This window comes from Pseudomonas sp. SDO5215_S409 (genome assembly GCF_054071325.1).
In genome coordinates this window covers 1-24596 of sequence record NZ_JBSVWN010000035.1, presented here as the reverse complement: position 1 = coordinate 24596, position 24596 = coordinate 1, and the positions used below count along the sequence as shown (strand labels likewise).

20 protein-coding genes are annotated in these 24596 nt (G+C 62.2%); 7 read left to right on the top strand and 13 right to left on the bottom strand.

All coding sequences use genetic code 11. The features are described from left to right. Window positions 1-9: 9 nt before the first annotated feature. Both ACW9H9_RS18015 and ACW9H9_RS18010 read right to left on the bottom strand, forming a co-directional pair. Window positions 10-192: a hypothetical protein gene (locus ACW9H9_RS18015; protein WP_457344559.1), complete on the bottom strand. Its 183-nt coding sequence runs from the start codon at window positions 190-192 to the stop codon at window positions 10-12. Between the two features lie 812 nt (window positions 193-1004). Further along, on the bottom strand, window positions 1005-1637 hold the full coding sequence (locus tag ACW9H9_RS18010; RefSeq protein WP_457344560.1) for a TetR family transcriptional regulator: 633 nt from the start codon (window positions 1635-1637) through the stop codon (window positions 1005-1007). 265 nt (window positions 1638-1902) lie between these two features. Here ACW9H9_RS18010 and emhA point away from each other — a divergent pair, with 265 nt between their 5' ends. The 5 genes from emhA (at window position 1903) to ACW9H9_RS17985 (ending at window position 11128) form a co-directional block, all read left to right on the top strand. Further along, window positions 1903-3060, top strand: a complete 1158-nt coding sequence (emhA, locus tag ACW9H9_RS18005) for an efflux RND transporter periplasmic adaptor subunit EmhA (RefSeq protein WP_457344561.1) — start codon at window positions 1903-1905, stop codon at window positions 3058-3060. Between the two features lie 3 nt (window positions 3061-3063). Next, window positions 3064-6228 carry an efflux RND transporter permease subunit gene (locus tag ACW9H9_RS18000; RefSeq protein ID WP_457344562.1) on the top strand — a complete coding sequence of 1055 codons (3165 nt, stop codon included), beginning with the start codon at window positions 3064-3066 and terminating at the stop codon, window positions 6226-6228. Then, window positions 6228-7685 carry an AdeC/AdeK/OprM family multidrug efflux complex outer membrane factor gene (adeC, locus tag ACW9H9_RS17995; protein WP_457344563.1) on the top strand — a complete coding sequence of 486 codons (1458 nt, stop codon included), beginning with the start codon at window positions 6228-6230 and terminating at the stop codon, window positions 7683-7685. Before ACW9H9_RS18000 ends, adeC begins: the two co-directional genes overlap by 1 nt. A 146-nt stretch (window positions 7686-7831) precedes the next feature. Then, entirely contained in the window at window positions 7832-9529 is a 1698-nt protein-coding gene (locus tag ACW9H9_RS17990) for a molecular chaperone HscC (protein ID WP_457344564.1), read from the top strand. Window positions 9530-9877: 348 nt separating this feature from the next. Beyond that, window positions 9878-11128 carry an OprD family porin gene (locus ACW9H9_RS17985; RefSeq protein WP_457344565.1) on the top strand — a complete coding sequence of 417 codons (1251 nt, stop codon included), beginning with the start codon at window positions 9878-9880 and terminating at the stop codon, window positions 11126-11128. Window positions 11129-11189: 61 nt separating this feature from the next. Here the strand turns inward: ACW9H9_RS17985 and pcaC are convergent, their stop codons facing one another. The 11 genes from pcaC to pcaR all read right to left on the bottom strand — a co-directional run bounded on the left by pcaC (window position 11190) and on the right by pcaR (window position 21865). Then, the gene (gene pcaC, locus ACW9H9_RS17980) at window positions 11190-11585 is read right to left on the bottom strand and encodes a 4-carboxymuconolactone decarboxylase (protein ID WP_457344566.1); all 396 of its coding nucleotides are present in this window, start codon (window positions 11583-11585) and stop codon (window positions 11190-11192) included. 10 nt (window positions 11586-11595) lie between these two features. After that, window positions 11596-12387 carry a 3-oxoadipate enol-lactonase gene (pcaD, locus tag ACW9H9_RS17975; RefSeq protein WP_457344567.1) on the bottom strand — a complete coding sequence of 264 codons (792 nt, stop codon included), beginning with the start codon at window positions 12385-12387 and terminating at the stop codon, window positions 11596-11598. 10 nt (window positions 12388-12397) lie between these two features. Then, window positions 12398-13750: a 3-carboxy-cis,cis-muconate cycloisomerase gene (locus tag ACW9H9_RS17970; protein ID WP_457344568.1), complete on the bottom strand. Its 1353-nt coding sequence runs from the start codon at window positions 13748-13750 to the stop codon at window positions 12398-12400. A gap of 33 nt (window positions 13751-13783) precedes the next feature. Beyond that, window positions 13784-15082, bottom strand: coding sequence for an MFS family transporter (locus tag ACW9H9_RS17965; RefSeq protein WP_457344569.1), 1299 nt, complete (start codon window positions 15080-15082; stop codon window positions 13784-13786). A 115-nt stretch (window positions 15083-15197) separates the two neighbouring features. Next, window positions 15198-15764: a protocatechuate 3,4-dioxygenase subunit alpha gene (gene pcaG, locus ACW9H9_RS17960; protein WP_457344570.1), complete on the bottom strand. Its 567-nt coding sequence runs from the start codon at window positions 15762-15764 to the stop codon at window positions 15198-15200. Window position 15765: 1 nt separating this feature from the next. Next, window positions 15766-16470: a protocatechuate 3,4-dioxygenase subunit beta gene (gene pcaH / locus ACW9H9_RS17955; protein WP_457344571.1), complete on the bottom strand. Its 705-nt coding sequence runs from the start codon at window positions 16468-16470 to the stop codon at window positions 15766-15768. Between the two features lie 21 nt (window positions 16471-16491). Then, a complete protein-coding gene (pcaF, locus tag ACW9H9_RS17950; protein WP_457344578.1) occupies window positions 16492-17694 on the bottom strand; it encodes a 3-oxoadipyl-CoA thiolase in 1203 nt (400 codons plus the stop codon). Further along, a complete protein-coding gene (locus ACW9H9_RS17945) occupies window positions 17691-18470 on the bottom strand; it encodes a CoA-transferase subunit beta (RefSeq protein WP_457344572.1) in 780 nt (259 codons plus the stop codon). Before ACW9H9_RS17945 ends, pcaF begins: the two co-directional genes overlap by 4 nt. Continuing rightward, complete coding sequence (locus ACW9H9_RS17940; RefSeq protein WP_457344573.1) at window positions 18470-19327, bottom strand: CoA transferase subunit A; 858 nt, start codon at window positions 19325-19327, stop codon at window positions 18470-18472. The genes ACW9H9_RS17945 and ACW9H9_RS17940 overlap by 1 nt, the downstream gene beginning before the upstream one ends. A gap of 204 nt (window positions 19328-19531) precedes the next feature. After that, window positions 19532-20875: an aromatic acid/H+ symport family MFS transporter gene (locus ACW9H9_RS17935; RefSeq protein WP_457344574.1), complete on the bottom strand. Its 1344-nt coding sequence runs from the start codon at window positions 20873-20875 to the stop codon at window positions 19532-19534. A gap of 147 nt (window positions 20876-21022) precedes the next feature. After that, the gene (pcaR, locus tag ACW9H9_RS17930) at window positions 21023-21865 is read right to left on the bottom strand and encodes a pca regulon transcriptional regulator PcaR (RefSeq protein ID WP_457344575.1); all 843 of its coding nucleotides are present in this window, start codon (window positions 21863-21865) and stop codon (window positions 21023-21025) included. Window positions 21866-22460: 595 nt separating this feature from the next. Between pcaR and ACW9H9_RS17925 the strand changes: the two genes are divergently transcribed. Together ACW9H9_RS17925 and ACW9H9_RS17920 are read left to right on the top strand one after the other, a co-directional pair. Beyond that, complete coding sequence (locus ACW9H9_RS17925; protein ID WP_457344576.1) at window positions 22461-22661, top strand: hypothetical protein; 201 nt, start codon at window positions 22461-22463, stop codon at window positions 22659-22661. Between the two features lie 345 nt (window positions 22662-23006). Then, complete coding sequence (locus ACW9H9_RS17920) at window positions 23007-24482, top strand: inorganic phosphate transporter (protein WP_457344577.1); 1476 nt, start codon at window positions 23007-23009, stop codon at window positions 24480-24482. Window positions 24483-24596: the final 114 nt, after the last annotated feature.

Genomic DNA, 24596 nt, shown 5'->3' with positions numbered 1-24596 from the left:
GGGCATTTTTTATGGATGAACAACGGGGGTAAGTGCGTGTATCGGCGGGTCTTGATACGCTTCGTCGATGTCGATGCCCCGGGCACGGGCCTGTTCTTCGATTAAATGGCGTTTTTCTCGATAGTCCTTCAACCGCGCTGGCAGTAATTCTTTCCAGCGGGCCCTGTCTTCATCCTTACTGAACTCCGACACCCAGCGCTCCCGCTCTGTTTTGAACGCCATTGTTATCAGATAGGTGCCGGTTAATGCTGGGGTTTTCTGGGAGTTACGAACTATTGTCGGGAAGCCCCCTCAGCGTGATATCAATATTTTCGACACGTTGGCCCACTCGCTCATCAATAGGAAGCGTGACATTTATCACCTAGTTTAGCTCAAGAGTCCCGAGTGCACCTTTAATCGTCACACGGGGAAGCTTTTTACTGTTCGCAGAATTATTTATTTTATACCAACACAAATCCAATTGGCTCATGCGTTCCCGGGAAAACTGAGCGTCACGGCCACCTACAATTTCCTGAATAGGCGATTGAAGCGCCAACTCGATAGTCGCCACCTTTTTGTTCACAGACGGCGAGGAGAGCCAATGCAAAAACGAAACCGCGACGTTTCATTGCATGCAACAGGGGCGTTCCGTCCGATGGGCGATAGGTCATCAGCCCGGAGGGTGCGCGAAGGGTTTTGCAACCTCAACGCCAAACGGCCCCCAGGCACTGTCGCCCTTACGAATCAGAATTTTCCTTCAAGCCAGGTTAAGAGAACCCGCAGCGCTCACGGGCCCTGCCCCACAAAAAAAGCCCCGATTCGTAAGCACCGGGGCTGGGGCTGGAAGGCCAGGTAACATTCCTTCACCACTTTGCAACAATATCGCTACAAAATACTTAGCAAACTATCTATCAACCGAGCGCCAGCCCGTATATAACGTCTTCCCACAAAATTTTGGGAAAAGGACGATTGACGCTTCGTGGTCTTTACTGTTGACACACGTTGACGCAATTGCGCATTTTGTCTCAATTGCGCAAGCCAGGGCTCAAGCGCAGCATGTCCAACCCGACATCGACCCAACGCTCTGCGTCCTGGTGCAATTGAAAGTTGTCGGGGACCAGCAGCCACTGGCCCACCAACCCGTTGATATAAGCGTGCATGCACACGGCTGCACGTACGGTGTCGAGGTTTTCCGGGAGCTGGCCGCGATGGACCGCGTTACGCAGGGTCAGCCCGATGCGCAGGTTGCACTCAAGGCTGGCAGTCTGGCGCTGACGGCGAAGATCACACATTTCATCGGTGAATTCGCACTTATGAAACAAAATCTCATTGATGCGTCGGGTTTTCGGATCCAGGGCCACTTGATGGAACAGACGAATCAGCAATTTGCGCATGCAGCCCAGCGGATCAACTTCGTGCTCGCTTTCACTGGCCCTGGCCAGGTCGTCCAGCGGCTCGTGCAAGGTGTCCAGCATGGCCTGCAGCAGGTCGGCCTTATTGCTGAAATGCCAGTAGATGGCACCGCGTGTCACACCGGCCAGCGCGGCGATGTCCGCCAGCGTCGTGCGCGCAACGCCGCGTTCGTAAAAGGCTCGCTCGGCGGCTTCAAGTATTTGCTTGCGCGTTTCCTGAGCTTCCTCTTTGGTACGACGAACCATGGCAGTAAAACCTCAATCGGGGTACTTGAGGCCGTCGGTAACGACCTTCTGAACAATTGTGGGACGACACCGTCATGGGCGCCGAACGTACTAGAATCGAGGCTTTGCGCGGTGCTTTGTCAACAATGCGCGGCGCCTGTCAAGAGTTTACAAACAACCGTGAACGTAAGTATATTGCGTAGCAAGCTACTTATCTACTCAGAGCCTGTTTTTTACCTTTCCACCCTTCTTGTGCGCACCCGGCGCGCCTGACCCGAGGATCTCCATGCAACTCAAGCCAGCTGTTACCGCCCTGGTTACTGCCGTCGCCCTGGCATCGCTGCTCAGCGGATGTAAAAAGGAAGAAGCGGCACCGCCCGCTCAAACCCCTCAGGTCGGCGTCGTCACCCTTCAAGCTCAAGCCTTCACCCTGACCTCGGAGTTGCCTGGCCGCACCACCGCCTATCGCATCGCCGAAGTTCGCCCGCAGGTCAACGGCATCATTCTCAAGCGCCTGTTCAAAGAAGGCGGCGATGTGAAAGAAGGCCAGCAGCTTTATCAGATCGACCCGTCGGTGTACGAGGCCACCCTGAAAAGCGCTGAAGCAAGCCTGCAGTCGACCAAGTCGATTTCCGATCGCTACAAGCAATTGGTCAACGAGCAGGCCGTGAGCCGCCAGGAATACGACACCGCCGTCGCCAACCGCCTGACCTCGGAAGCCAACCTGCAAAGCGCGCAGATCAACGTGCGCTACACCAAGGTGTTCGCGCCGATCTCCGGCCGCATCGGTCGCTCTTCGGTCACCGAAGGCGCGCTGGTCAGCAGTGGCCAGGCCAACGCCATGGCCACTATCCAGCAACTGGACCCGATCTACGTCGACGTGACCCAGTCGTCGGTCGAGCTTTTGGAACTGCGCCGTGAACTGGAAAGCGGCCGCCTGCAAAAAGCCGGCGATAACGCGGCCAAGGTCAAGCTGACCCTGGAAGACGGCAGCCAATACGGCCAGGACGGCAAGCTGGAGTTCTCCGAAGTGTCGGTCGACGAAACCACCGGCTCCGTGACCCTGCGCGCCGTGTTCCCCAACCCTGATCACACCTTGCTGCCGGGCATGTTCGTGCACGCCCAGTTGCAGACCGGCGTGAACGCGGCGGCCATCCTGGCCCCGCAACAAGGCGTGACCCGTGACCTTAAAGGCACGCCGACCGCGCTGGTGGTGGGTGACGACAACAAAGTGCAACTGCGTCAGCTCAAGGCCAGCCGTACCGTGGGCAGCCAGTGGCTGGTGGAAGACGGCCTGAAAGCCGGCGACCGCCTGATCACCGAAGGCCTGCAATTTGTGCGTCCGGGCGTTGAAGTCAAGGCCACCCCGGCCACCAACGTGAAGGCCGCCAATGCAGCCCCCGCCCCGGCAACTGACAAAGCTGCTGGCGGCAAAGGGGAATAAACCATGTCTAACTTTTTCATCAACCGTCCGATTTTCGCCTGGGTGATTGCCCTGGTGATCATGCTGGTCGGTGCGCTGTCGATCCTCAAACTGCCGATCAACCAGTACCCCAGCATCGCGCCGCCTTCCATCGCCATCTCCGTGACCTACCCGGGCGCTTCTGCGCAAACCGTGCAGGACACCGTGGTGCAGGTCATCGAGCAGCAGCTCAACGGTATCGACAACCTGCGGTACGTGTCCTCGGAAAGTAACTCCGATGGCAGCATGACCATCACCGCCACCTTCGAGCAAGGCACCAACTCGGACACCGCTCAGGTCCAGGTCCAGAACAAGCTGAACCTGGCCACCCCGTTGCTGCCACAAGAAGTGCAGCAACAGGGGATCCGCGTGACCAAGGCGGTGAAGAACTTCCTGATGGTGATTGGCGTGGTGTCCACCGACGGCAGCATGACCAAGGACGACCTGTCCAACTACATCGTGTCCAACATGCAGGACCCGATCTCGCGCACCGCAGGTGTGGGTGACTTCCAGGTGTTCGGTGCCCAGTACGCCATGCGTATCTGGCTGGACCCGGCCAAGCTGAACAACTTCAGCCTGACCCCCGTGGACGTGAAAAACGCCATTGCCGCGCAGAACGTACAGGTGTCCTCCGGGCAACTGGGCGGCTTGCCCGCAGCGCCTGGCACCCAGTTGAACGCCACGATCATCGGCAAGACCCGCCTGCAAACCGCCGAGCAGTTCAAGGCGATCTTGCTCAAGGTCAACGCCGACGGCTCGCAGGTACGCATCGGCGACGTCGCCGACGTGGGCCTGGGCGGTGAAAACTACGCCATCAGCGCCCAGTTCAACGGCAGCCCGGCGTCCGGCCTGGCGGTCAAACTGGCCAACGGCGCGAACGCCCTGGACACTGCCAAGGCCCTGCGCAAGACCATCAGCGACCTGGAGCCCTTCTTCCCCGCCGGGATGAAAGTGGTGTTCCCGTACGACACCACCCCGGTGGTGACCGAGTCGATCAAGGGCGTGGTTGAAACCCTGGTCGAAGCGATCGTGCTGGTGTTCCTGGTGATGTTCCTGTTCCTGCAGAACTTCCGCGCCACGGTGATCACCACCATGACCGTGCCGGTGGTATTGCTGGGGACGTTCGGGATCCTCGCCGCGTTTGGTTTCAGCATCAACACCCTGACCATGTTCGCCATGGTGCTGGCAATCGGCTTGCTGGTGGACGACGCCATCGTGGTGGTGGAAAACGTCGAGCGGGTGATGAGCGAAGAAGGCCTGTCACCCAAGGACGCCACTATCAAGTCGATGGGGCAGATCCAGGGGGCCCTGGTGGGTATCGCCCTGGTGCTGTCGGCGGTATTGCTGCCAATGGCGTTCTTCGGCGGCTCCACCGGCGTGATCTACAAGCAGTTCTCGATCACCATCGTGTCGGCCATGGCGCTGTCCGTACTGGTCGCGCTTATTTTCACCCCGGCGCTGTGCGCCACCATGCTCAAGGCCATCCCGCACGGCGAGCACGGCACGCCCAAAAAAGGCTTCTTTGGCTGGTTCAACCGCAGCTTCGATGCCAGCGTGCGCAGCTACGAGCGTGGCGTGGGCAACATCCTGCGTCGCAAGGCGCCGTACCTGCTGATCTACGTGATCATCGTGGCGGGCATGATCTGGATGTTCCTGCGCATCCCGTCCTCCTTCCTGCCCGAAGAAGACCAGGGCGTGCTGTTCGCCCAGGTGCAGACACCGGCCGGTTCGAGCGCCGAGCGCACCCAGGTGGTCGTCGACGAAATGCGTGAATTCCTGTTGCGCCCCACCAAGGATGGCGGTGAAGGCGATGCGGTGAACTCGGTATTTACCGTGACCGGCTTCAACTTTGCCGGCCGTGGCCAGAGCTCGGGCATGGCGTTCATCATGCTCAAGCCATGGGACGAGCGGAACGCTGACAACACCGTGTTCAAGCTGGCACAGCGTGCGCAGATGCACTTCTTCAGCTTCCGCGATGCGATGGTGTTCGCCTTTGCACCACCGGCGGTACTGGAGCTGGGTAACGCCACCGGTTTCGACGTGTTCCTGCAAGACCGTGCCGGTATCGGTCACGAAAAACTGATGGAAGCACGTAACCAGTTCCTGGGCATGGCGGCGCAAAGCAAGATCCTCACCCAGGTGCGTCCTAACGGCCTGAACGATGAGCCGCAATACCAGCTGGAAATCGACGACGAGAAGGCCAGCGCCCTGGGCGTGACCCTGAGCAACATCAACGACACCCTGTCGATTGCGTTGGGCAGTAGCTATGTCAACGACTTCATCGACCGCGGTCGGGTGAAAAAGGTGTTCCTGCAAGGCAAAGCCACCGCGCGCATGAGCCCCGAAGACCTGAAGAAGTGGTACGTGCGCAACAGCGCCGGGACCATGGTGCCGTTCTCGGCCTTCGCCAAGGGTGAGTGGGTGTACGGTTCGCCCAAGCTTGCGCGCTACAACGGCGTGGAAGCGATGGAAATCCTCGGGGCGCCAGCGCCGGGCTACAGTACTGGCCAGGCCATGGCGGAAGTCGAGGCCATCGCGGCCAAACTGCCTAAAGGCGTGGGCATTTCCTGGACCGGTTTGTCTTACGAGGAACGCCTCGCAGGCTCCCAGGCCCCGGCGTTGTTCGCCCTCTCCGTACTGATGGTGTTCCTGTGCCTGGCGGCGCTGTACGAAAGCTGGTCGATTCCGATCGCGGTCGTGCTGGTGGTGCCTTTGGGGATCATCGGTGCGTTGCTGGCCACCAGCTTGCGCGGGCTGTCCAACGACGTGTACTTCCTGGTGGGCCTGTTGACCACCATCGGTCTGGCGGCGAAAAACGCCATTCTGATCGTCGAGTTCGCCAAGGACCTGCACGAACAGGGCAAGAGCCTCAAAGACGCGGCCATCGAAGCCTGCCGTATGCGTCTGCGCCCGATCATCATGACGTCCCTGGCGTTCATCCTGGGCGTGGTGCCACTGGCGATTTCCACCGGCGCAGGTTCAGGTAGCCAGCACGCCATTGGTACAGTGGTGATTGGCGGTATGATCACCGCCACCATCCTGGCAATCTTCTGGGTGCCGCTGTTTTTTGTCACGGTATCGTCCCTGGGCCGCAGGAAAAATGCGGACAAGTCGGACGTCACCGCCACTCCACACAACGAGGCTGGCTGATGAGCAAGTCGTTACTTTCCCTGGCCGTTACGGCATTCGTGCTCAGTGGCTGCTCGCTGATACCTGACTATCAGCGCCCCGAAGCGCCGGTGGCTGCACAGTTCCCGCAGGGGCCGGCGTATTCGTCGGCCCAGGCGCCGAGCCAGGCTGGCGTGGAGCAAGGCTGGAAGCAGTTTTTCCATGACCCTGCGCTGCAACAGCTGATCCAGACCGCCCTAGTGAACAACCGCGACCTACGTGTGGCGGCCCTGAACATCGACGCCTACGCCGCGCAGTACCAGATCCAGCGCGCCGACCTGTTCCCGGCCGTGTCGGCCAATGGCGACGGCAGCCGCCAGCGCACCCCGGCTCGCCTGTCGCAGACCGGCAAGGCCAACATCAGCAGCCAATATTCGGCCACCCTCGGGATCAGCGCGTATGAGCTGGACCTGTTCGGCCGCGTGCGCAGCCTCAGTGAAGAAGCCCTGCAAAAGTACTTCGCCACCGAAGAAGCGCGCCGCAGCACCCAGATCAGCCTGGTGGCCAGCGTGGCCAATGCCTACCTGACCTGGCAGGCCGACAAGGAACTGCTCAAGCTCACCCAGGACACCCTGGGCGCGTTTGAAGAAAGCTACCGCCTCACCTCGCGCAGCAACGAAGTGGGCGTGGCCTCGGCACTGGACCTGAGCCAGTCGCGCACCTCGGTGGAAAACGCCCGCGTGCAACTGGCGCGTTACACCCGCCAGGTCGCCCAGGATGAAAACAGCCTGACCCTGCTGCTGGGCACCAGCCTGCCAGCTAACCTTGTCAGCAAGCCGCTGTCCGACGACCTGCTCAGCGAAGTTCCGGCGGGCTTGCCGTCCGACTTGCTGCAACGGCGCCCCGACATCCTGCAAGCCGAGTACAACCTCAAGGCCGCCAACGCCAACATCGGCGCCGCACGGGCAGCGTTCTTCCCCAGCATCAGCCTGACGGCCAATGCCGGCACCGCCAGCCCGACGCTGGGCGGCCTGTTCAAGGGCGGTTCGGGCAGTTGGTCGTTCGTACCGCAGATCAACATCCCGATCTTCAACGCCGGTAGCCTGCGCGCGAGCCTGGACTACTCGAAGATCCAGAAAGAGATCAACGTCGCGAACTACGAGAAGGCCATTCAGACCGGCTTCCAGGAAGTGTCCGACGGCCTCGCAGCACGCCAGACCTACAACCAACAGTTGCAGGCCCAGCGTGACTTCGTCGCGGCCAACCAGGATTACTACCGCCTGGCCGAGCGTCGCTACCGCATCGGTGTCGACAGCAACCTGACCTTCCTCGACGCTCAGCGCCAACTGTTCAGTGCCCAGCAATCGCTGATCACCGACCGCCTGGCGCAGCTCACCAGCGAAGTCAACCTGTACAAGGCGCTGGGGGGCGGCTGGAGCGAGCAGACCGCGCAGCACCAGCCGTTGAAAGAAGACGCACCGGCGCTGAAATTGTTCTGATTTCAACGCGTCACACAAAAACCGCTTCCTTGACCGGAAGCGGTTTTTTTTCGCCTGCCCCGCCCCCGCCCGCCTTGCGTTTCGTCGCAGAAGTCACGGTAAAATACGTCACAGATTCTTACAAAACGTAGAGGGAGCTTGTCGCAATGATCGTAGGAATCGACCTGGGGACCACCCACAGTCTGGCCGCCGTTTGGCGCGGCGACACCACCGAGCTGGTGCCCAACGCCCTCGGTCAGTTCCTGACCCCAAGCGTGGTCGGGCTGGATGACCAGGGCCGCATCCTGGTAGGCCAGGCCGCCCGTGAGCGGTTGCACACCCACCCGACGCTGACCACCTCGCTGTTCAAACGCTTCATGGGCAGTGCCACTGAAGTGCGCCTGGGCGACCGCTCGTTTCGCCCCGAAGAACTCTCGGCGCTGGTGCTCAAGAGCCTCAAAGAAGACATCGAGCGCACCTACGGCCACACCGTGACGGAAGCCGTGATCAGCGTGCCGGCCTATTTCAGCGACGGGCAACGCAAGGCCACCCGCATCGCTGGCGAACTGGCCGGCCTGAAGGTCGACAAGCTGATCAACGAACCCACCGCCGCCGCCCTGGCCTACGGGCTGCACCAGCGCGACAAGGAAACCTCGTTTTTGGTCTTCGACCTGGGCGGCGGGACCTTTGACGTGTCGATCATCGAACTGTTCGACGGTGTCATGGAAGTACGCGCCAGCGCTGGCGACAACTTCCTGGGCGGTGAAGACTTCGACAAAGTCCTGCTGGAGCATTTCGTCGAGACTCAGCGCAACCACGCCGGGTTCCCGGCCACCGCCAGCGTGCTGCAACCCCTGCGCCGCGAGGCCGAGCGGGTGCGCAAAGCCCTGGGCCAGGACGAGGCGGCCGAGTTCACCTTGCGCGTGGATGGCCAACAATGGTCGCAGACCGTCACCCAGCCCAACTTGGCCAGGCTCTACGCGCCGCTGCTGGAGCGTCTGCGCACACCCATCGAGCGGGCGCTGCGGGATGCGCGCATCCGCGTGAGCGACCTGGACGAAATCCTGTTGGTGGGCGGCACCACCCGCATGCCGCTGGTGCGCAAACTGGCCGCCGGTTTGTTCGGGCGGTTTCCGTCCATCAGCCTCGACCCGGACCAGGTGGTGGCCCACGGTGCCGCCATCCAGGCCGCCCTCAAGGCGCGCTCGGCGGCGCTGGAAGAAATAGTGCTGACGGACGTCTGCCCTTACACCCTGGGCATCGAAACCGCGCACCACTACGGCCAGCACATCGAGGGCGGGCACTACCTGCCGCTGATCGAACGCAACAGCAGCGTGCCGGTGAGCCGGGTGAAAAACGTGTTCACGCTGCACGACGACCAGCACCATGTGCTGTTGAAAATCTTCCAGGGTGAAAGTCGCCTGGTGAAAGACAACATCCAGCTGGGCCAACTGGACATTCCCGTGCCCAAGCGCAAGGCCGGTGAAGTCTCGCTGGACGTGCGCTTCACCTACGACAACAACGGCCTGCTCGAAGCCCAGGTGAGTATCCCGCTGACCGGCGAACAGCACTCACTGGTGATCGAAAACAACCCCGGCGTACTCAGCCCCACCGAAATCCAGGAGCGCCTGCAAGCCCTCGCGCAACTCAAGGTGCACCCTCGCGACCAACAGAACAACACGGTACTGGTCGCCCGGCTGGAACGCCTTTACCAGGAAAACCTCGGCGAGGTACGTGAACAACTGGGCCATTGGGCCGCCCAGTTCCAGCAGGTGCTCGACACTCAGGACGAGCGCCGCATCCGTGAGGCGCGCAGTGAAATCAGCCGGCTACTGGAGCAGCTCGACGGCGGTCACTGGGGCTAAGACGCCGCGACAGGCTGTGTTGGACGCGGGCAAACCCGGCCCTCAACCAAACGTTTGCCCGCGCCACCCGGGCCCTCCCTCGCCAACCCCGGCGCAGGGCCGGGCCCGTCCAACTTGCGTTCGATCACCGCCCGAAACCCTCCCCGCCCGATTGAAACCACGCGCCGCTCCCCCGCACCATGGCCCGCACCTGCAAAAACCAATAACAACAGGTCCATCACCATGACTGCACGCCCCCTCCCCTGCGGCTGACCCCGGCCGTTTGATTCGCCCTACCCGTTTTATGCCCGCCACCCAAGGTGGCGGCAGCGTCCTGCTGCATCCCTAACAATTAGAGAGACCGACACAATGAGCACGCCCCACGCCCGCCAACTATTGTTGGCCACCGCCGTCGCCAGCCTGGCCCTGCCCGCCATGGCCGAAGAACATGGGTTTCTGGGAGACGCCAGCGCCAACCTCAACCTGCGCAATTTTTTCCTGAACCGCAATTTCACTAACCTCACCAAGGCTCAGGGCGGCGCGCAGGAATGGACCCAGAGTTTCATTCTTGACGCCAAGTCCGGTTTCACCCAGGGCACCGTCGGGTTGGGCATCGATGTGCTGGGCAAGTATTCGCTCAAGCTCGACGGCGGACGCGGCACCGGCGGTACGCAGTTGCTGCCGCTGGACCATGACGGGCGGCCCGCCGACAGCTTCGGCCGCCTGGGGGTGGCGTTCAAGGCCCGTATTTCGCGGACCGAACTGAAAGTGGGCGAATGGATGCCAACGCTGCCCATCCTGCGCTCGGACGACGGCCGCTCCCTGCCGCAGACATTGCGCGGCGGCCAGCTCACCTCTAAAGAGATCGACGGCTTGACGCTCTACGCTGGCCAGTTCCGCGCCAACAGCCCTCGGGACGACAGCAGCATGACTGACCTGTCGATGTTCGGGAAACCGGCCTTCACCTCCGACCGCTTCAACTTCCAGGGCGGTGAATACAGCTTCAACGACAAGCACACCCAGGTCGGCGTGTGGAACGCCCAGCTCAAGGACATCTACCGCCAGCAGTACCTGAACCTCACCCACAGCCAGCCGCTGGGCGACTGGACCCTGGGCGCCAACCTCGGGTTCTTCTACGGCAAGGACGACGGCAGCGCCCGTGCGGGGCAACTCAGCAACAAGACCTGGTCCGGGCTGTTTTCGGCCCGTTACGGTGGCCACACGTTGTACGTGGGCCTGCAAAAACTCACCGGCGACAGCGCCTGGATGCGGGTCAACGGCGCCAGTGGCGGCACCCTGGCCAACGACAGCTACAACGCCAGCTACGAGAATGCCCGGGAGCAATCCTGGCAGTTGCGCCACGACTACAACTTCGTCGTGCTGGGCCTGCCGGGGCTTACGTTAATGAACCGCTACATCAGCGGCAGCAACGTGCACACCGGCGCGATCACCGACGGCAAGGAATGGGGACGGGAAAGTGAACTGGGCTACACCGTGCAGAGCGGCGCCTTCAAGAGCCTCAGCCTGCGCTGGCGCAATTCCAGCCTGCGGCGCACCTTCGGCAACAACGAATTCGATGAAAACCGTTTGATCGTCAGCTATCCGCTGAACCTGCTGTAACCGCAAAACGTGCGTATCAGCCGCGTTGTGCGGCGGCTGACACACACGCTGTCGCCTGCCTTCAGGCTTCCCGGGACTCGACGCCCAGTTCATCCCACACGGACTCTGCCAGGTGGAAGGTGGCATTGGCCGCCGGAATGCCGCAGTAGATCGCGCTTTGCATCAGCACTTCTTTGATTTCGGCACGGGTCACGCCGTTGCTCGCCGCGGCGCGCAAGTGCAGCTTGAGTTCTTCGCTGCGGTTCATGCCGATGAGCATGGCGATGGTGATCAGGCTGCGGGTGTGGCGTGGCAGGCCCGGGCGGGTCCAGATGTCACCCCAGGCGTGGCGGGTGATCATTTCCTGGAACTCGCTGTTGAATTCGGTCAGGGCATTCAGGCTGCGGTCGACATGCGCGTCGCCCAATACCTCGCGGCGTACCTGCAAGCCTTCGGCATAACGTTGTTTCTCGTCCACGTAAAACTCCTCAGCGGCCCAGCAGAAAGTTGACGACCCGGTCGCTGAACGCAGCCCCGGCTTGCACGTTGGACAGGTGCGCAGCATAGAACTCGGCGTATTCGGCGCCCGGCACATGGTGTTGGATAAAATGGCTGCCCGACGGCGGCGTGACCGCATCTTGCGTGCCGGCAATGGCCAGGGTCGGCACCTTGATCGAGGCCAGTTGCTCGCGCAGGTCGGCGTCGCGCACTGCCTCGCAGTTGGCCGCGTAGCCCTGAGGGTCTGTGGCGGCGAGCATGTCGGTGATCCGCTTGGCTTGATCCGGGTGCGCGTCGGCAAAGTCCGGGGTGAACCAGCGGGCAATCGAAGCCTCACGCAAGGCCGCCATCGCCGCAGGGCCGTCGCGCAGAACCATCTCGATGCGCGGGTTCCAGACCTCGGGGGTGCCGATCTTGGCCGCGGTGTTGCACACCACCAGGCGATGCAGGCGCTCGCCCGCATGGATGCCCAGCCATTGGCCGATCAGGCCGCCCATGGACAACCCGCAAAAGTGCGCGCGTTGAATGCCCAGCGCATCGAGCAGCCCCAGCACATCGCGGCCCAGTTGCTCGATGCTGTAGGGGCCCGGGGTAACCAGCGAGCGGCCATGGCCCCGGGTGTCAAAACGCAGCACGCGAAAGTGCTGGGTGAAGGCCGCGATCTGCGGGTCCCACATGTGCAGGTCGGTGCCCAGCGAGTTGGACAGCACCAATACGGGCGCCTCCTGCGGGCCATCGAGTCGGTAATGCAGTTCGCCCTCGGCGAGTTGTACGAATGCCACGGCAGCCTCCTCAGGCAGTCAACGCAAAATGATCGGCCACCGCGCGGGTGACCCAAGTGTGGGCCTGGCCCAGGTAATGCGCCGGGTCCAGCAGGTGGTCCAGTTCGGCCGCCGACAGCTCGGCGGTCACTTGGGGCACATCGGCCAATACCGCCCGCAGGTGACGCTGCTCGGCCACCGCACGTTTGCAACACTGCTCCAGCAAGTGGTGCGCGGTGTCGCGGCCCAGCCGCTGGGCCAGCACGATGCTGACGGCTTCGGCCAGCACCAGGCCCTGGGTCAGGTCCAGGTTGCGGGCCATGCGCTGGGGGTCCACTTCCAGCCCTTCGCTCACCAGCAGCGCCTGGTGCAAGGCACCCGACACCAGGCGGCAAATCTCGGGCAGGGTTTCCCATTCGGCATGCCACAAGCCCAGGCTGCGCTCGTGCTCTTGCGGCATGGCGCTGAACATCGTCCCCACCAGGCCCGGCACGCGGGTGGCCGTGCTGATCAAGACGGCCGCCCCCACCGGGTTGCGTTTGTGCGGCATGGTCGAGGAGCCGCCCTTGCCCGGCGCCGATGGCTCGAACACCTCCGCCGCTTCGGTCTGCATCAACAGGCTGATGTCCCGGCCGAGTTTGCCCAGGCTGCCGGCGATGAGGCCAAGCACGGACGCGAACTCCACCAGACGGTCCCGTTGCGTGTGCCAGGGCTGTTCCGGCAGCGTCAGTTGCAGCTCGGCCGCCAGCGCCTGGGCCACCGGCATGGCCTGTTCGCCCAGGGCGGCCAAGGTGCCGGAGGCCCCGCCAAATTGCAGCACCAACAGGCGCGGCTTGAGTTCGGCCAGGCGTTGGCGACTGCGGGTGACGGCGCCCAGCCAGCCCGCGATTTTCATACCCAGCGTGACCGGCGTCGCATGCTGCAACCAGGTGCGCCCGGCCAACGGCACGGCCATGTAGCGCTGGGCCTGGGCCGCCAGAATATCGCCCAGGCGGGCCAGGTCGTGTTCGATCAGCACGGTAGCGCTGCGCAGTTGCAGCACCAGGCCGGTGTCCATCACGTCCTGACTGGTGGCGCCCAAGTGCACGTAACGCTCGGCACTCGCCTCTTGCGCGGCGACCCATTTGCCCAGGGCCTTGACCAGCGGAATCGCCGAATTGCCCGCCGTGGCAATCGCCTCGCTCAAGGCATTGACGTCATACAGCGACGCCAGGCACCCCTGGGCAATCGGCGCCACCGCCGCCTGCGGGATCAACCCCACCCGGGCTTGGGCCCGGGCCAGCGCCGCCTCGAAATCCAGCATGCCCTGCAAGCGGCCCTGGTCGCAGAACACCTCGGCCATGCTGCCTGCCGTGAAGTAAGCGTCGAACAACTGGTTGCTCATAACTCATCCCAAAGGCCGGCAGCCGCCGACCGTTTATAGATCGTGGTGCAAGTACTCAGCCTGTTTAGGCAAGCGCAAGCTGAACAGGAACGCGATCGCCATCATGGCGGTGACGTACCAGTAAAAGGTGTTTTCCATGCCCATGGACTTAAGACCCAAAGCCACGTATTCCGCCGAACCGCCAAAGATCGCGTTGGCCACTGCATAGGCCAGGCCGACCCCGAGGGCGCGCACGTGGGGCGGGAACATTTCGGCTTTCACCAGGCCGCTGATGGAGGTGTAAAAGCTGACAATGGCCAGGGCCAGCGAGATCAGCACAAACGCCAGGAACGGGCTGGTGACGGTTTTGAGGGTCAGCAGGATCGGTACGACACACAGGGTGCCGAGCGCGCCGAACCAGAGCATGGAGTTACGACGGCCGATTTTGTCGGAGATCATGCCGAACAGCGGCTGCATGCACATGTACACAAACAGCGCGCCGGTCATGATGAAGCTGGCGGTCTTGGCGTGCATGCCAGCGGTGTTCACCAGGTACTTCTGCATGTACGTGGTGAAGGTGTAGAAAATCAGCGAGCCGCCCGCGGTGTAGCCCAGCACGGTGATGAACGCCGCTTTATGGTTGCGAAACAACGCCGCCATGCTGCCCGCGTCTTTGTCGGCACGGGTTTCCTTGCTGGTGGTTTCTTTGAGGGTACGGCGCAGCAGCAGCGAGATCACCGCCGCGATGGCGCCGATCACGAACGGGATGCGCCAGCCCCAGGCGCGCAGCTCTTCTTCGCTGAGCAGCTGTTGCAGGATCACCACCACCAACACCGCGAGCAGTTGCCCGCCGATCAGGGTCACGTACTGGAACGAGGCGAAGAAGCCGCGCTGGCCCTTGAGTGCCACCTCACTCATGTAGGTGGCGGTAGTGCCGTATTCGCCACCCACCGAGAGGCCCTGGAACAACCGGGCCACCAGGAGCAGGGCCGGGGCCCAGGCGCCGATGTCTTTGTACGTCGGCAAAAAGGCGATGACCAGCGAGCCTGCGCACATCATCAGTACCGAGATCATCATCGAGTTCTTGCGCCCGTGCTTGTCGGCCACCCGGCCAAACAGCCAGCCGCCGATAGGACGCATCAAAAAGCCCGCGGCGAATACACCGGCGGTGTTGAGCAGTTGCACCGTAGGGTCGTCCGACGGGAAAAACGCAGGGGCAAAGTAAATGGCGCAAAAGGCATAGACGTAGAAGTCGAACCATTCGACCAGGTTGCCGGAGGAAGCACCGACAATCGCAAAAATCCGTTTGCGGCGTTCTTCTCCGGTGTAGTGATTTGTAGTTGTTGTTGTCATGGTTTTTTTACTCAGTGGGAACGGTTATAGCCTAGACATACTTTGCAACATACCTGTTCCGCAAGCAGACTTTTGGATGATCGCTCCCCCGCTCTACAGGGGAGCGAGCAGTCAATCAGTAATCGAAGAACACTGTCTCCTTGTCAGTGCCCTGCAAAATTACATTCCATTGATACACACCTGCCGCATCCGCCTTGGCAATCAAGGTGTCGCGACGCTCCTGGGGTACGCACGCCAACAGCGGGTCAGCGCCGTTCAGCGCCTCGCCGTCGAAGTAAATCCGCGTGAGCAAGTGTTTTACCAACCCTCGGGCAAACACCAGCACCACCAGGTGGGGCGCCTGGGTGGTGCCGTTGAGGCCTGGCACGCTGCCAGGCTTGATGGTGGTGAAACGAAACCGCCCTTCGCCATCTACCGGCACCCGGCCAAAGCCCTGGAAGTGCGGGTCGAGCGGTTTGTGCTGCTCGTCTTCGGGGTGGTCGTATTTGCCGGCCGCGTTGGCCTGCCAGACTTCCAGCATGGCGTCGTTGACCACCTCACCGTTGCCGTCCACCACCTGGCCGCTGATGGCCACGCGCTCGCCCAGGGTCTGCGCAACCGTAAGGTCTTCGCGGTTCAGCCAGGTCAGGCCGATGTGGTAGTAGGGGCCGACCGTGTGGGAGGTCGTCGCATAAAGGCTCATCTCATTTCTCCATCGGCGTGGCATCACGGCCGCGCAGGACAATGTCCCAGCGGTAGCCGAGGGCGTAGTGGGGAACGGTTTTTTCCAGATCGAAACGGGCGATCAGGCGCTCCTTGGCCGAGGTGTCCGGCACGCAGTTGTAGATCGGGTCGTATTCGAGCAGCGGGTCGCCAGGGAAATACATCTGGGTCACCAGGCGCGTGAGCACACTGGGGCCGAACAGCGAGAAGTGGATGTGCGCCGGGCGCCACGCGTTGTGGTGGTTGCCCCACGGGTAGGCGCCGGGCTTGATGGTCTGGAACTGATACCAGCCGTCTGCGTCGGTAACCGTGCGGCCAGTGCCGGTGAAGTTCGGGTCCAGCGGCGCGTCGTGCAGGTCGCGTTGATGGTTATAGCGACCGGCCGCGTTGGCCTGCCAGATCTCCACGAGAATGCCCGGCACCGGCAGGCCGTTTTCATCCAGTACACGGCCATGAATGATGATGCGTTCACCTTGCGGCTCGCCGTCATGCTGGGCGGTCAGGTCGCGGTCCTTCTCGCTCACGTGCTCGGCGCCGATAGTCGGGCCGGTGATTTCCGACAGGGAGTGCGGCAAAAACACCAACGGTTGGGACGGCGAACGCAGGTTCGTCGACTGGTACGCCGGGTGCAGGTAATCAGGTTGGGTTCCCGCGTGCGGGCGCCGGTAACCGGGCTTGTCACTCATGGAGCAATCCTCTTGTTCGGGTCAGACGCGTTCGATAGCCAGGGCCAGGCCTTGGCCCACCCCGACACACATGGTGGCCAGGCCTTTGCTGCCGCCGGTTTTTTCCAGCTGGTGCAGCGCCGTCAGCACCAGGCGTGCGCCGCTCATGCCCAACGGGTGGCCAAGGGCGATGGCGCCGCCGTTGGGGTTGACCTGCGGCGCGTCGTCGGCCAGGCCCAGTTCGCGCAGTACCGCCAGGCCTTGGCTGGCAAAGGCTTCGTTGAGTTCAATCACATCAAAATCAGTGACGGCCAGGCCCAGGCGCTCCACCAGTTTGCGCACGGCAGGCACCGGGCCGATGCCCATCACCCGTGGCGCCACCCCGGCGCTGGCCATGCCCAACACACGGGCGCGGGCGGTCAGGCCGTGCTTTTTTACCGCCTCGGCGCTGGCCAGAATCAACGCCGCCGCACCGTCGTTCACGCCCGACGCATTACCCGCGGTCACGGTCTTGTCGGGGCCGTTGACCGGCTTGAGCTTGGCCAGGGCCTCCAAGGTGGTGTCCCGTGGGTGTTCATCCTGCGCCACCACGGTTTCGCCTTTTTTATGGGCGACGCGCACCGGCACGATCTCTTCGGCAAAGAACCCGGCTGCTTGCGCCGCCGCCGTCCGTTGCTGACTGCGCAGTGCGAAAGCGTCCTGGTCGGCGCGGGAAACCTGGTACTCATCGGCCACGTTGTCAGCGGTCTGCGGCATCGCATCCACGCCGTATTGGGCCTTCATCAGCGGGTTGATAAAACGCCAGCCGATGGTGGTGTCTTCCAGCGTCATGTTGCGCGAGAACGCGGCGTCCGCCTTGCCCATCACGAACGGCGCGCGGGACATCGACTCCACTCCCCCGGCAATCGCCAGCTCCATCTCGCCGCTGGCAATGGCGCGAAACGCGGTGCCAATGGCGTCCATGCCCGAGGCGCACAGGCGGTTCAAGGTCACGCCGGGAATGCTCTCTGGCAGGCCCGCCAGCAGCAGGGCCATACGGGCCACGTTGCGGTTGTCTTCGCCGGCCTGGTTGGCGCAGCCCAGAAACACTTCGTCGACCGCGTGCCAGTCCACCGACGGGTTGCGCTCGATCAGCGCCTTGATCGGCAAGGCGGCCAAATCATCGGCACGCACGCTGGACAGGCCCCCGCCAAAACGGCCGATGGGGGTGCGGATAGCGTCACAGATAAAGACGTCGCGCATCAGGCTTCTCCGGGGGCTTGGCCGTGGGCGGCAGCGGTGCGGGCTTCGAGGTCGCGCAGGGCGGTGAGTTCGGTGTCGGTCGGTTCAGCCGTGATGGCCACCTGGTCAGCGAAGCGGATCGCCCAGCCGGTGGCGGCCACCACCTGCTCGCGGGTAACGCCGGGGTGCAGGGCGGTCACCACGAATTCGTTGCTGCCGGCTTCCGGCTCCATGGTGCACAGGTCGGTAATGATGCCTACCGGCCCAGCGCCCGGCAGGCCGAGACGCTTGCGCGAGTCGCCGCCTTCGCCGTGGCCCACCGACGTGATGAAGTCGAGTTTTTCGACAAACGAGCGGGCCGACTGCTTGAGGATGATCAGCACACTCTTGGCGGAACCGGCGATTTCCGGCGCACCACCGGCACCCGGCAGGCGCACTTTGGGCTGGTGATAGTCACCGACCACGGTGGTGTTGATGTTGCCGAAACGGTCGACCTGTGCCGCGCCGAGAAAGCCCACGTCAATGCGCCCGCCTTGCAGCCAGTAGCGGAAAATCTCGCCGGTGGGCACTACGGTGTCGGCGGTTTCCGCCAGTTCGCCGTCACCAATCGACAGCGGCAGCACCGACGGCTTGGCACCAATGGGGCCGGACTCGTAGATCAGCACCACGTCGGGCGACGAGGTCAGGCGTGCAAGGTTGGCGGCCTTGGAGGGCAGGCCGATGCCGACAAAGCATACAGAACCGTTTTTCAGGCGGCGTGCAGCGGCGACGGTCATCATTTCGTTGGTCGAGTAAGCCATTACTGGGCCTCCTGCGCGGTGGCCAGCTTGGCCTGGAATTCGCTGAAATTGGCAGTGCCGTGGATGTATTCGTTGATCCAGGCAGTAAACGTCTCACGGTCGCGAGCGATCGGATCCCACGCCTGGTAGAAGCGGTTATCACGCTCGGTGTAGCCATGAGCGTAGGACGGATGCGCGCCGCCAGGCACATGGCACACGGCGGTCAGCGCCCAGGTCGGCAAGACACATGCGTTCATGGGCGCGTTGAGGTCATCGACGATTTCTTCCACGGTCACGATGCAACGCTTCGCCGCCAGGGCCGCCTCTTTCTGCACGCCCAAAATGCCCCACAGCAGCACATTGCCCTTGCGGTCGGCCTTTTGCGCGTGGATCACGGTGACGTCCGGGCGCACCGACGGCACGGCCGCCAGCACTTCGCCGGTGAATGGGCAGGTGACGGTCTTGATCAGCGGGTTGACCTTGGGCAGGTCGGAACCTGCGTAGGCCCGCAGCGCCGCAAACGGTAGGCCCGACGCGCCAGCGACGTAGGCATTGGCCAGGTCGGCGTGGCTGTGTTCTTCGATTTCCAGCGGTTGCGGCCAGCGTTTTTCCACCGCGTCACGCAGGCGGTGCAGGGAGCCCACACCCGGGTTACCCCCCCACGAGAAAATCAACTTGCGCGCACAGCCGGCACCGATCAACTGGTCGTAGATCAGGTCGGGTGTCATGCGCACCAGGGTCAGGTCTTTCTTGCCCTGACGAATGATTTCATGACCTGCCGCCGTAGGAATCAGGTGAGTGAAGCCTTCGAGCGCGACGGTGTCGCCGTCGTTGACGAACTGCTTCACCGCGTCGGACAGGGTGAGAATTTCAGCCATGGGGTTGGGCTCCCGGTATCGATCGAAAAAGGCGCGCCAGTGCGCCGAAGTGGTTTGAAGAGTAAGCCCGGGAAATAAGCCAAACAATCCGATAATCGACTCAGCGTTCGATTATCGAACGGATTGTTGTCTTGCTAACTTTTGGCTTGAACAGGGTCGAAGTCGGGGGCTGCGGCCAGCCCCCGCGAGGGGGTGCAGCCGGTTTCAGGTGGCGTCGGCGTGGCTGACCATGCCTTTGATGATCACGCCGGCCGTGGCCAGTGCGGCCGGGATCACCAGGGCGGTGAGCACTTGCTCGAAGTTCCAGCCCAGCCCCAACAGGGTCGCCCCCATCCACGCACCGAGGATCGCCCCAAAGCGGCCGATGCCGAGCATCCACGACACGCCGGTCGCCCGCCCCTGGGTCGGGTAAAACCGTGCGGCCAGCGAGGGCATGGCCGATTGCGCGCCGTTGACACACATCCCGGCAATCAGCACCAGCGTGGCCAGAATCGTGATATTGCCCAGGCTCTGCCCTACGGCGTAGGCAAATACCCCGGCCAGCAAGTAGAAGGTTCCGATGACCTTGTGCGGATTGAACCGGTCCATCGCCCAGCCCACGCCCACGGCACTCAGCACGCCGCCAAACTGGAACAGCGCGCCGATGAACGCGGCCTGCTCCAGGCTCGCGCCGCTGTCACGCATGAGGGTGGGCAGCCAACTGGTCAACAGGTAGACGATCACCAGGCCCATGAAGTAGGTCAGCCACAACAGCAAGGTGCCCGCGCTGTAGGTGCCGGAGAAGATCACCGCAAACACGTTGCGCGCCTTGACGGTTTTTTGTTCCGGCACGCTGAAGCTGGTGGCTTGGCCGACAATGGCCGGGTCGATGGGGGCCAGGGTCTTGCGCACCTTGTCGGTGCCACGGTTGCGCACCACCAGGTAACGCGCCGACTCCGGCAACCACACCAACAGCACTCCCGCGAGCACCAACGGCAGCACACCACCGATCAGCAACAGGCTGTGCCAGCCAAAGGTGGGGATGAGTTTGGCGGAGATAAACCCACCACCGGCCATGCCCAGGTTGAAGCCGCAGAACATGCTGGTCACCAGCAACGACTTGTGGCGCTCAGGGGTGTATTCCGACAACAGCGTGGTCGCGTTCGGCATACCGGCGCCCAGGCCCAGGCCCGTCAGAAAGCGCAGCACCAGCAGTTGGTCGACGTTGCTGCTGTAGGCTGAGGCCAGGCTGAAAGCGCCAAACAGCAGCACCGCGCCCACCAACACCACTTTGCGGCCAAAGCGGTCGGCCAGCGGGCCTGAACCTAGGGCGCCGAAGACCATGCCGATCAACGCGGCGCTCATCACCGGCCCCAGGCTGGCGCGGTCAATGCCCCAGTCCTGGGACAAGGCCGGGGCGATAAAGCCCATGGCGGCGGTGTCGAGGCCGTCGAGAAAAACGATCAGGAAACACAGGATGACCACGCGCCACTGGTAACGCGACAGCGGCTGGGCATTGATGAAGGACTGCACGTCCAGCGAAGTACCAACAGACGAAGGCTGATTCATTATTTTTATTTCCACACCGGGGGCGGGCGGACGACCTGGGGCCGTCATTATTATTTGGGGCGGCGCTGATTGCGCTGGCGCACATTAATAAGCCTTGGGAAATACCGTCAATTCGTCACGCCGGGATCTGTGCGGTCACCGAACAGCTTACGCAAACAGCTGCGCGCTCAACTCACGGCTGGCGGCGAGCATGTTCGGCAAAAAGCGTTGCTCCAGCTCGCTGCGGCTGACCCGCGCCGCGTGGGTGCTGACGTTCAGCGCGGCCAGCACCTGGCCGGACGCGTCATACACCGGCACGGCGACCGAACGCAGGCCCTGTTCCAGCTCCTGATCGACAATGCACCAGCCCTGGCTGCGCACCTCCTGCAAGCACTGAAGCAAGGCCTGTGGCTCGGTGATGGTGCGGCTGGTCTTGGTTTGCAGGTCGGCGTGGTCGAGGTAGTCCTTTAGCGATGCATCGTCGAGGGCCGCCAGCAGGATCCGGCCCATGGAGGTGCAGTAGGCCGGCAGGCGGCCGCCGACGGACAGGTCCACCGAGATCAGCCGCTGGGTGGTGGCCGAGCGGGCGATGTAGAGGATGTCGTCCCCCTCAAGCGTCGCCATGTTGCAGGCTTCGTGCAGTTGCTCGCTGATGCGGTCCAGGTAAGGCTGGGCCGACACCGCCAGCGGGGTGGACGACAAGTACGCGTGGCCCAGGGTCAGGACCTTGGGCAATAACGAGTAGGTACGCCCGTCGGTGGTGGCGTAGCCGAGTTTGATCAGGGTATGCAGGCAACGGCGCACAGCGGCGCGGGGGATTTCGGTGCGATGGCTGATCTGCGCGATGGTCAGGTGGCGCTTGCGCTCCTGAAAGGCCTGCACCACGGCCAGGCCACGGGCCAGGGAGGTCATGAAATCCGGATCACCGGTAAACGCCTGAATCCGCTTGGCCGCAGACGCAACGATTGGTGGCGCCACGCAGGCGAAGGAGTTGCGCAGTTGATCGTTCATCTCACGTCCTTTTCTTGTTGTGTGCCGCGGCAGGAGGGCTGACCGCTATTACAGCCGCCGGGTACGGGAGGCACAAGGCGAGCCGGTCAAGATTGGGCGATTATCGGACGGTCATGCGATTATCGCAATTTGTCGCCCACCTAGCGCCCGCCCCTGCCCTTGCGCGTGATCGCGGGATTTTTTGCACGGGCTAATGTACGAAAGAAGTTACGGTTTATTGGTTGCCTGTAAAACACTGCATGATTTATGACGTCAAAAGTTCAACCAATCACTCACACACGTACGTAACAAAACGCTCACATAAAGTTGACGTTTTTTAACTTGATGTCGATAGTGTTATTCAAATGCGCCGCTATAATGCACCCTATGCCAACTCGGAACCGCTTCAACAACGGATCCAAGTCTGGGCATCCTGCAGACGGCGCATGCCTCTGCACTGTCGCAAATAGCCGACGCGCCCTGGCGGCTTAAAACAAACTGTTGCTACGACAGCTGCTCTTCTCCGGGACCGTGGCCGCCTGCTATTAATGAAGTGGTTGATCACCTCAGGGCATTGCGTTGACCGGAACTTAACTCAACTCGATTAGGTAACAATGTGACGAAAGACGAACTGCGCGCAGAACTTGAGCGTCAGGAGCAACGTTACAAGGATGTTTACGGCGGAGAAATTACCACCTACGCCGCCCAGCCCGAACCCGAACGCAAACCATGGCGTAAACGAGCCAGTCTGCTCGACCGGGCTTTTGCCGAAGAAATCCACAAGATCGAACAGGACCTGCGGCCCGAATCGCCATAAGCGTTCAGGCTCCAGCCGTCCAGGATTGCCATCTCTCTGCCAGTACCCTTCTGGTAGAGAGGCGTCCTTTAACGCGGGCGATCGCAAAACTTTTTTCCGTCATTTCGGCTGCCTTGTCGAAATTTCATACGGCTATTTCAAGCCATTCGCACGGCTGCCCACCCGCCTCAACTCCAGCGTTCACCTTATAAATCAACAACCTGCAACCCCCTGGAAAAACCGGACGCCCGCCCCTGTCCTGCCATTTTTTTCATTGAAGAATGTTACCGATGAGCAGCGGGTGCATCGATTACCGAGGTTTTCTGGCATAATCGCGCCCCCTTACGACCTGGTCATAAAACCTTCATGATCGATTTATTCAGCGGACTGGATGCTTGGGTTCTCGTGAGCCTGCTGCTCGCCCTGGCCTTTGTTCTCGCCTTCGAGTTCATCAACGGCTTTCATGACACCGCGAACGCGGTTGCGACAGTCATCTATACCAAGGCCATGCCGCCGCACCTGGCCGTGTTCTTCTCCGGGGTGTTCAACTTCCTCGGCGTGTTGCTCGGCGGGGTGGGGGTCGCGTATGCCATCGTGCACCTGCTGCCGGTGGAATTGCTGATCAACGTGAACACCGGCCACGGTCTGGCCATGGTCTTCTCCTTGTTGGCAGCGGCGATCACCTGGAACCTGGGCACCTGGTACTTCGGGATCCCGGCGTCCAGTTCCCACACCTTGATCGGCTCGATCCTGGGTGTCGGCCTGGCCAACGCCTTGATCAACGACATCCCCCTGGCGGACGGGGTGAACTGGCAGAAGGCCGTGGATATCGGCGCCTCGCTGGTGTTCTCGCCGATTGCCGGTTTTGTGGTCGCGGCCCTGGTGCTGATCGGCCTGAAATGGTGGCGCCCGCTGTCCAAGATGCACAAGACACCGGACCAGCGCCGCAAGCTCGACGACAAAAAGCACCCGCCCTTCTGGAACCGCCTGGTGCTGGTGATTTCGGCCATGGCCGTCAGCTTCGTGCACGGCTCCAACGACGGCCAGAAAGGCATTGGCCTGATCATGCTGGTGCTGATCGGCATCGTGCCGGCGCAGTTCGTACTCGACCTGGGCAGCACCACCTACCAGATCGAACGCACGCGCGACGCGACCCTGCACCTGAACCAGTTCTACCAGCGCAACCACGAAACCCTCGGTGAGTTCCTGGCCCTGGGTAAAAGCGTGAAGGACGACCTGCCGGGCAAGTTCCAGTGCAACCCGCAGCAGACCGAGCCGACCATCAACGCCCTGCTCGGCACGCTAAAAGGCGTTTCGGACTACCACTCGCTGACCGCAGAACACCGCATCGAAGTGCGCCGCTACTTGCTGTGCCTGGATGACACCGCGAAAAAAGTCGGCAAGCTGCCGGGCCTGGACGCACGCGAGAAATCCGACCTGGACAAACTGCGTAAAGACCTGACCGCCACCACCGAATACGCCCCGTTCTGGGTGATCCTGGCCGTCGCCCTGGCGCTGGGCCTGGGCACCATGGTGGGCTGGAAGCGCGTGGTCCTGACCATTGGCGAGAAAATCGGCAAGCAGGGCATGACCTATGCCCAAGGCATGTCGGCGCAGATCACCACCGCAAGCATGATTGGCCTGGCCAACATCTTCAGCCTGCCGGTGTCGACCACCCACGTACTGTCTTCGGGTGTGGCCGGGACCATGGTCGCCAACAAGAGCGGCCTGCAAGGCGGCACCGTCAAGACCATCCTGATGGCGTGGGTACTGACCTTGCCAGCAACGGTGGGCTTGTCGGCCGGGCTGTTCTGGTTGGCCTCCAAGGCCATCGGCAGCTGATTAGCCGGTTGGCGTAAAGAAGGTGTGATCCGCAAGGGTCGCACCTTTTTTATGGCCAAAAAAAAGGTTCTTCACGGAATCCCGGGAAAGACAGAAACAAGAACGCCGATTTGA

Bases quoted from the DNA above. Each gene is read 5' to 3' on its own strand.
- ACW9H9_RS18010 (WP_457344560.1), bottom strand. From the start codon at position 1,637: ATGGTTCGTCGTACCAAAGAGGAAGCTCAGGAAACGCGCAAGCAAATA.
- emhA (WP_457344561.1), top strand. From the start codon at position 1,903: ATGCAACTCAAGCCAGCTGTTACCGCCCTGGTTACTGCCGTCGCCCTG.
- ACW9H9_RS18000 (WP_457344562.1), top strand. From the start codon at position 3,064: ATGTCTAACTTTTTCATCAACCGTCCGATTTTCGCCTGGGTGATTGCC.
- adeC (WP_457344563.1), top strand. From the start codon at position 6,228: ATGAGCAAGTCGTTACTTTCCCTGGCCGTTACGGCATTCGTGCTCAGT.
- ACW9H9_RS17990 (WP_457344564.1), top strand. From the start codon at position 7,832: ATGATCGTAGGAATCGACCTGGGGACCACCCACAGTCTGGCCGCCGTT.
- ACW9H9_RS17985 (WP_457344565.1), top strand. From the start codon at position 9,878: ATGAGCACGCCCCACGCCCGCCAACTATTGTTGGCCACCGCCGTCGCC.
- ACW9H9_RS17970 (WP_457344568.1), bottom strand. From the start codon at position 13,750: ATGAGCAACCAGTTGTTCGACGCTTACTTCACGGCAGGCAGCATGGCC.
- ACW9H9_RS17965 (WP_457344569.1), bottom strand. From the start codon at position 15,082: ATGACAACAACAACTACAAATCACTACACCGGAGAAGAACGCCGCAAA.
- pcaG (WP_457344570.1), bottom strand. From the start codon at position 15,764: ATGAGCCTTTATGCGACGACCTCCCACACGGTCGGCCCCTACTACCAC.
- pcaH (WP_457344571.1), bottom strand. From the start codon at position 16,470: ATGAGTGACAAGCCCGGTTACCGGCGCCCGCACGCGGGAACCCAACCT.
- ACW9H9_RS17945 (WP_457344572.1), bottom strand. From the start codon at position 18,470: ATGGCTTACTCGACCAACGAAATGATGACCGTCGCCGCTGCACGCCGC.
- ACW9H9_RS17940 (WP_457344573.1), bottom strand. From the start codon at position 19,327: ATGGCTGAAATTCTCACCCTGTCCGACGCGGTGAAGCAGTTCGTCAAC.
- ACW9H9_RS17935 (WP_457344574.1), bottom strand. From the start codon at position 20,875: ATGAATCAGCCTTCGTCTGTTGGTACTTCGCTGGACGTGCAGTCCTTC.
- pcaR (WP_457344575.1), bottom strand. From the start codon at position 21,865: ATGAACGATCAACTGCGCAACTCCTTCGCCTGCGTGGCGCCACCAATC.
- ACW9H9_RS17920 (WP_457344577.1), top strand. From the start codon at position 23,007: ATGATCGATTTATTCAGCGGACTGGATGCTTGGGTTCTCGTGAGCCTG.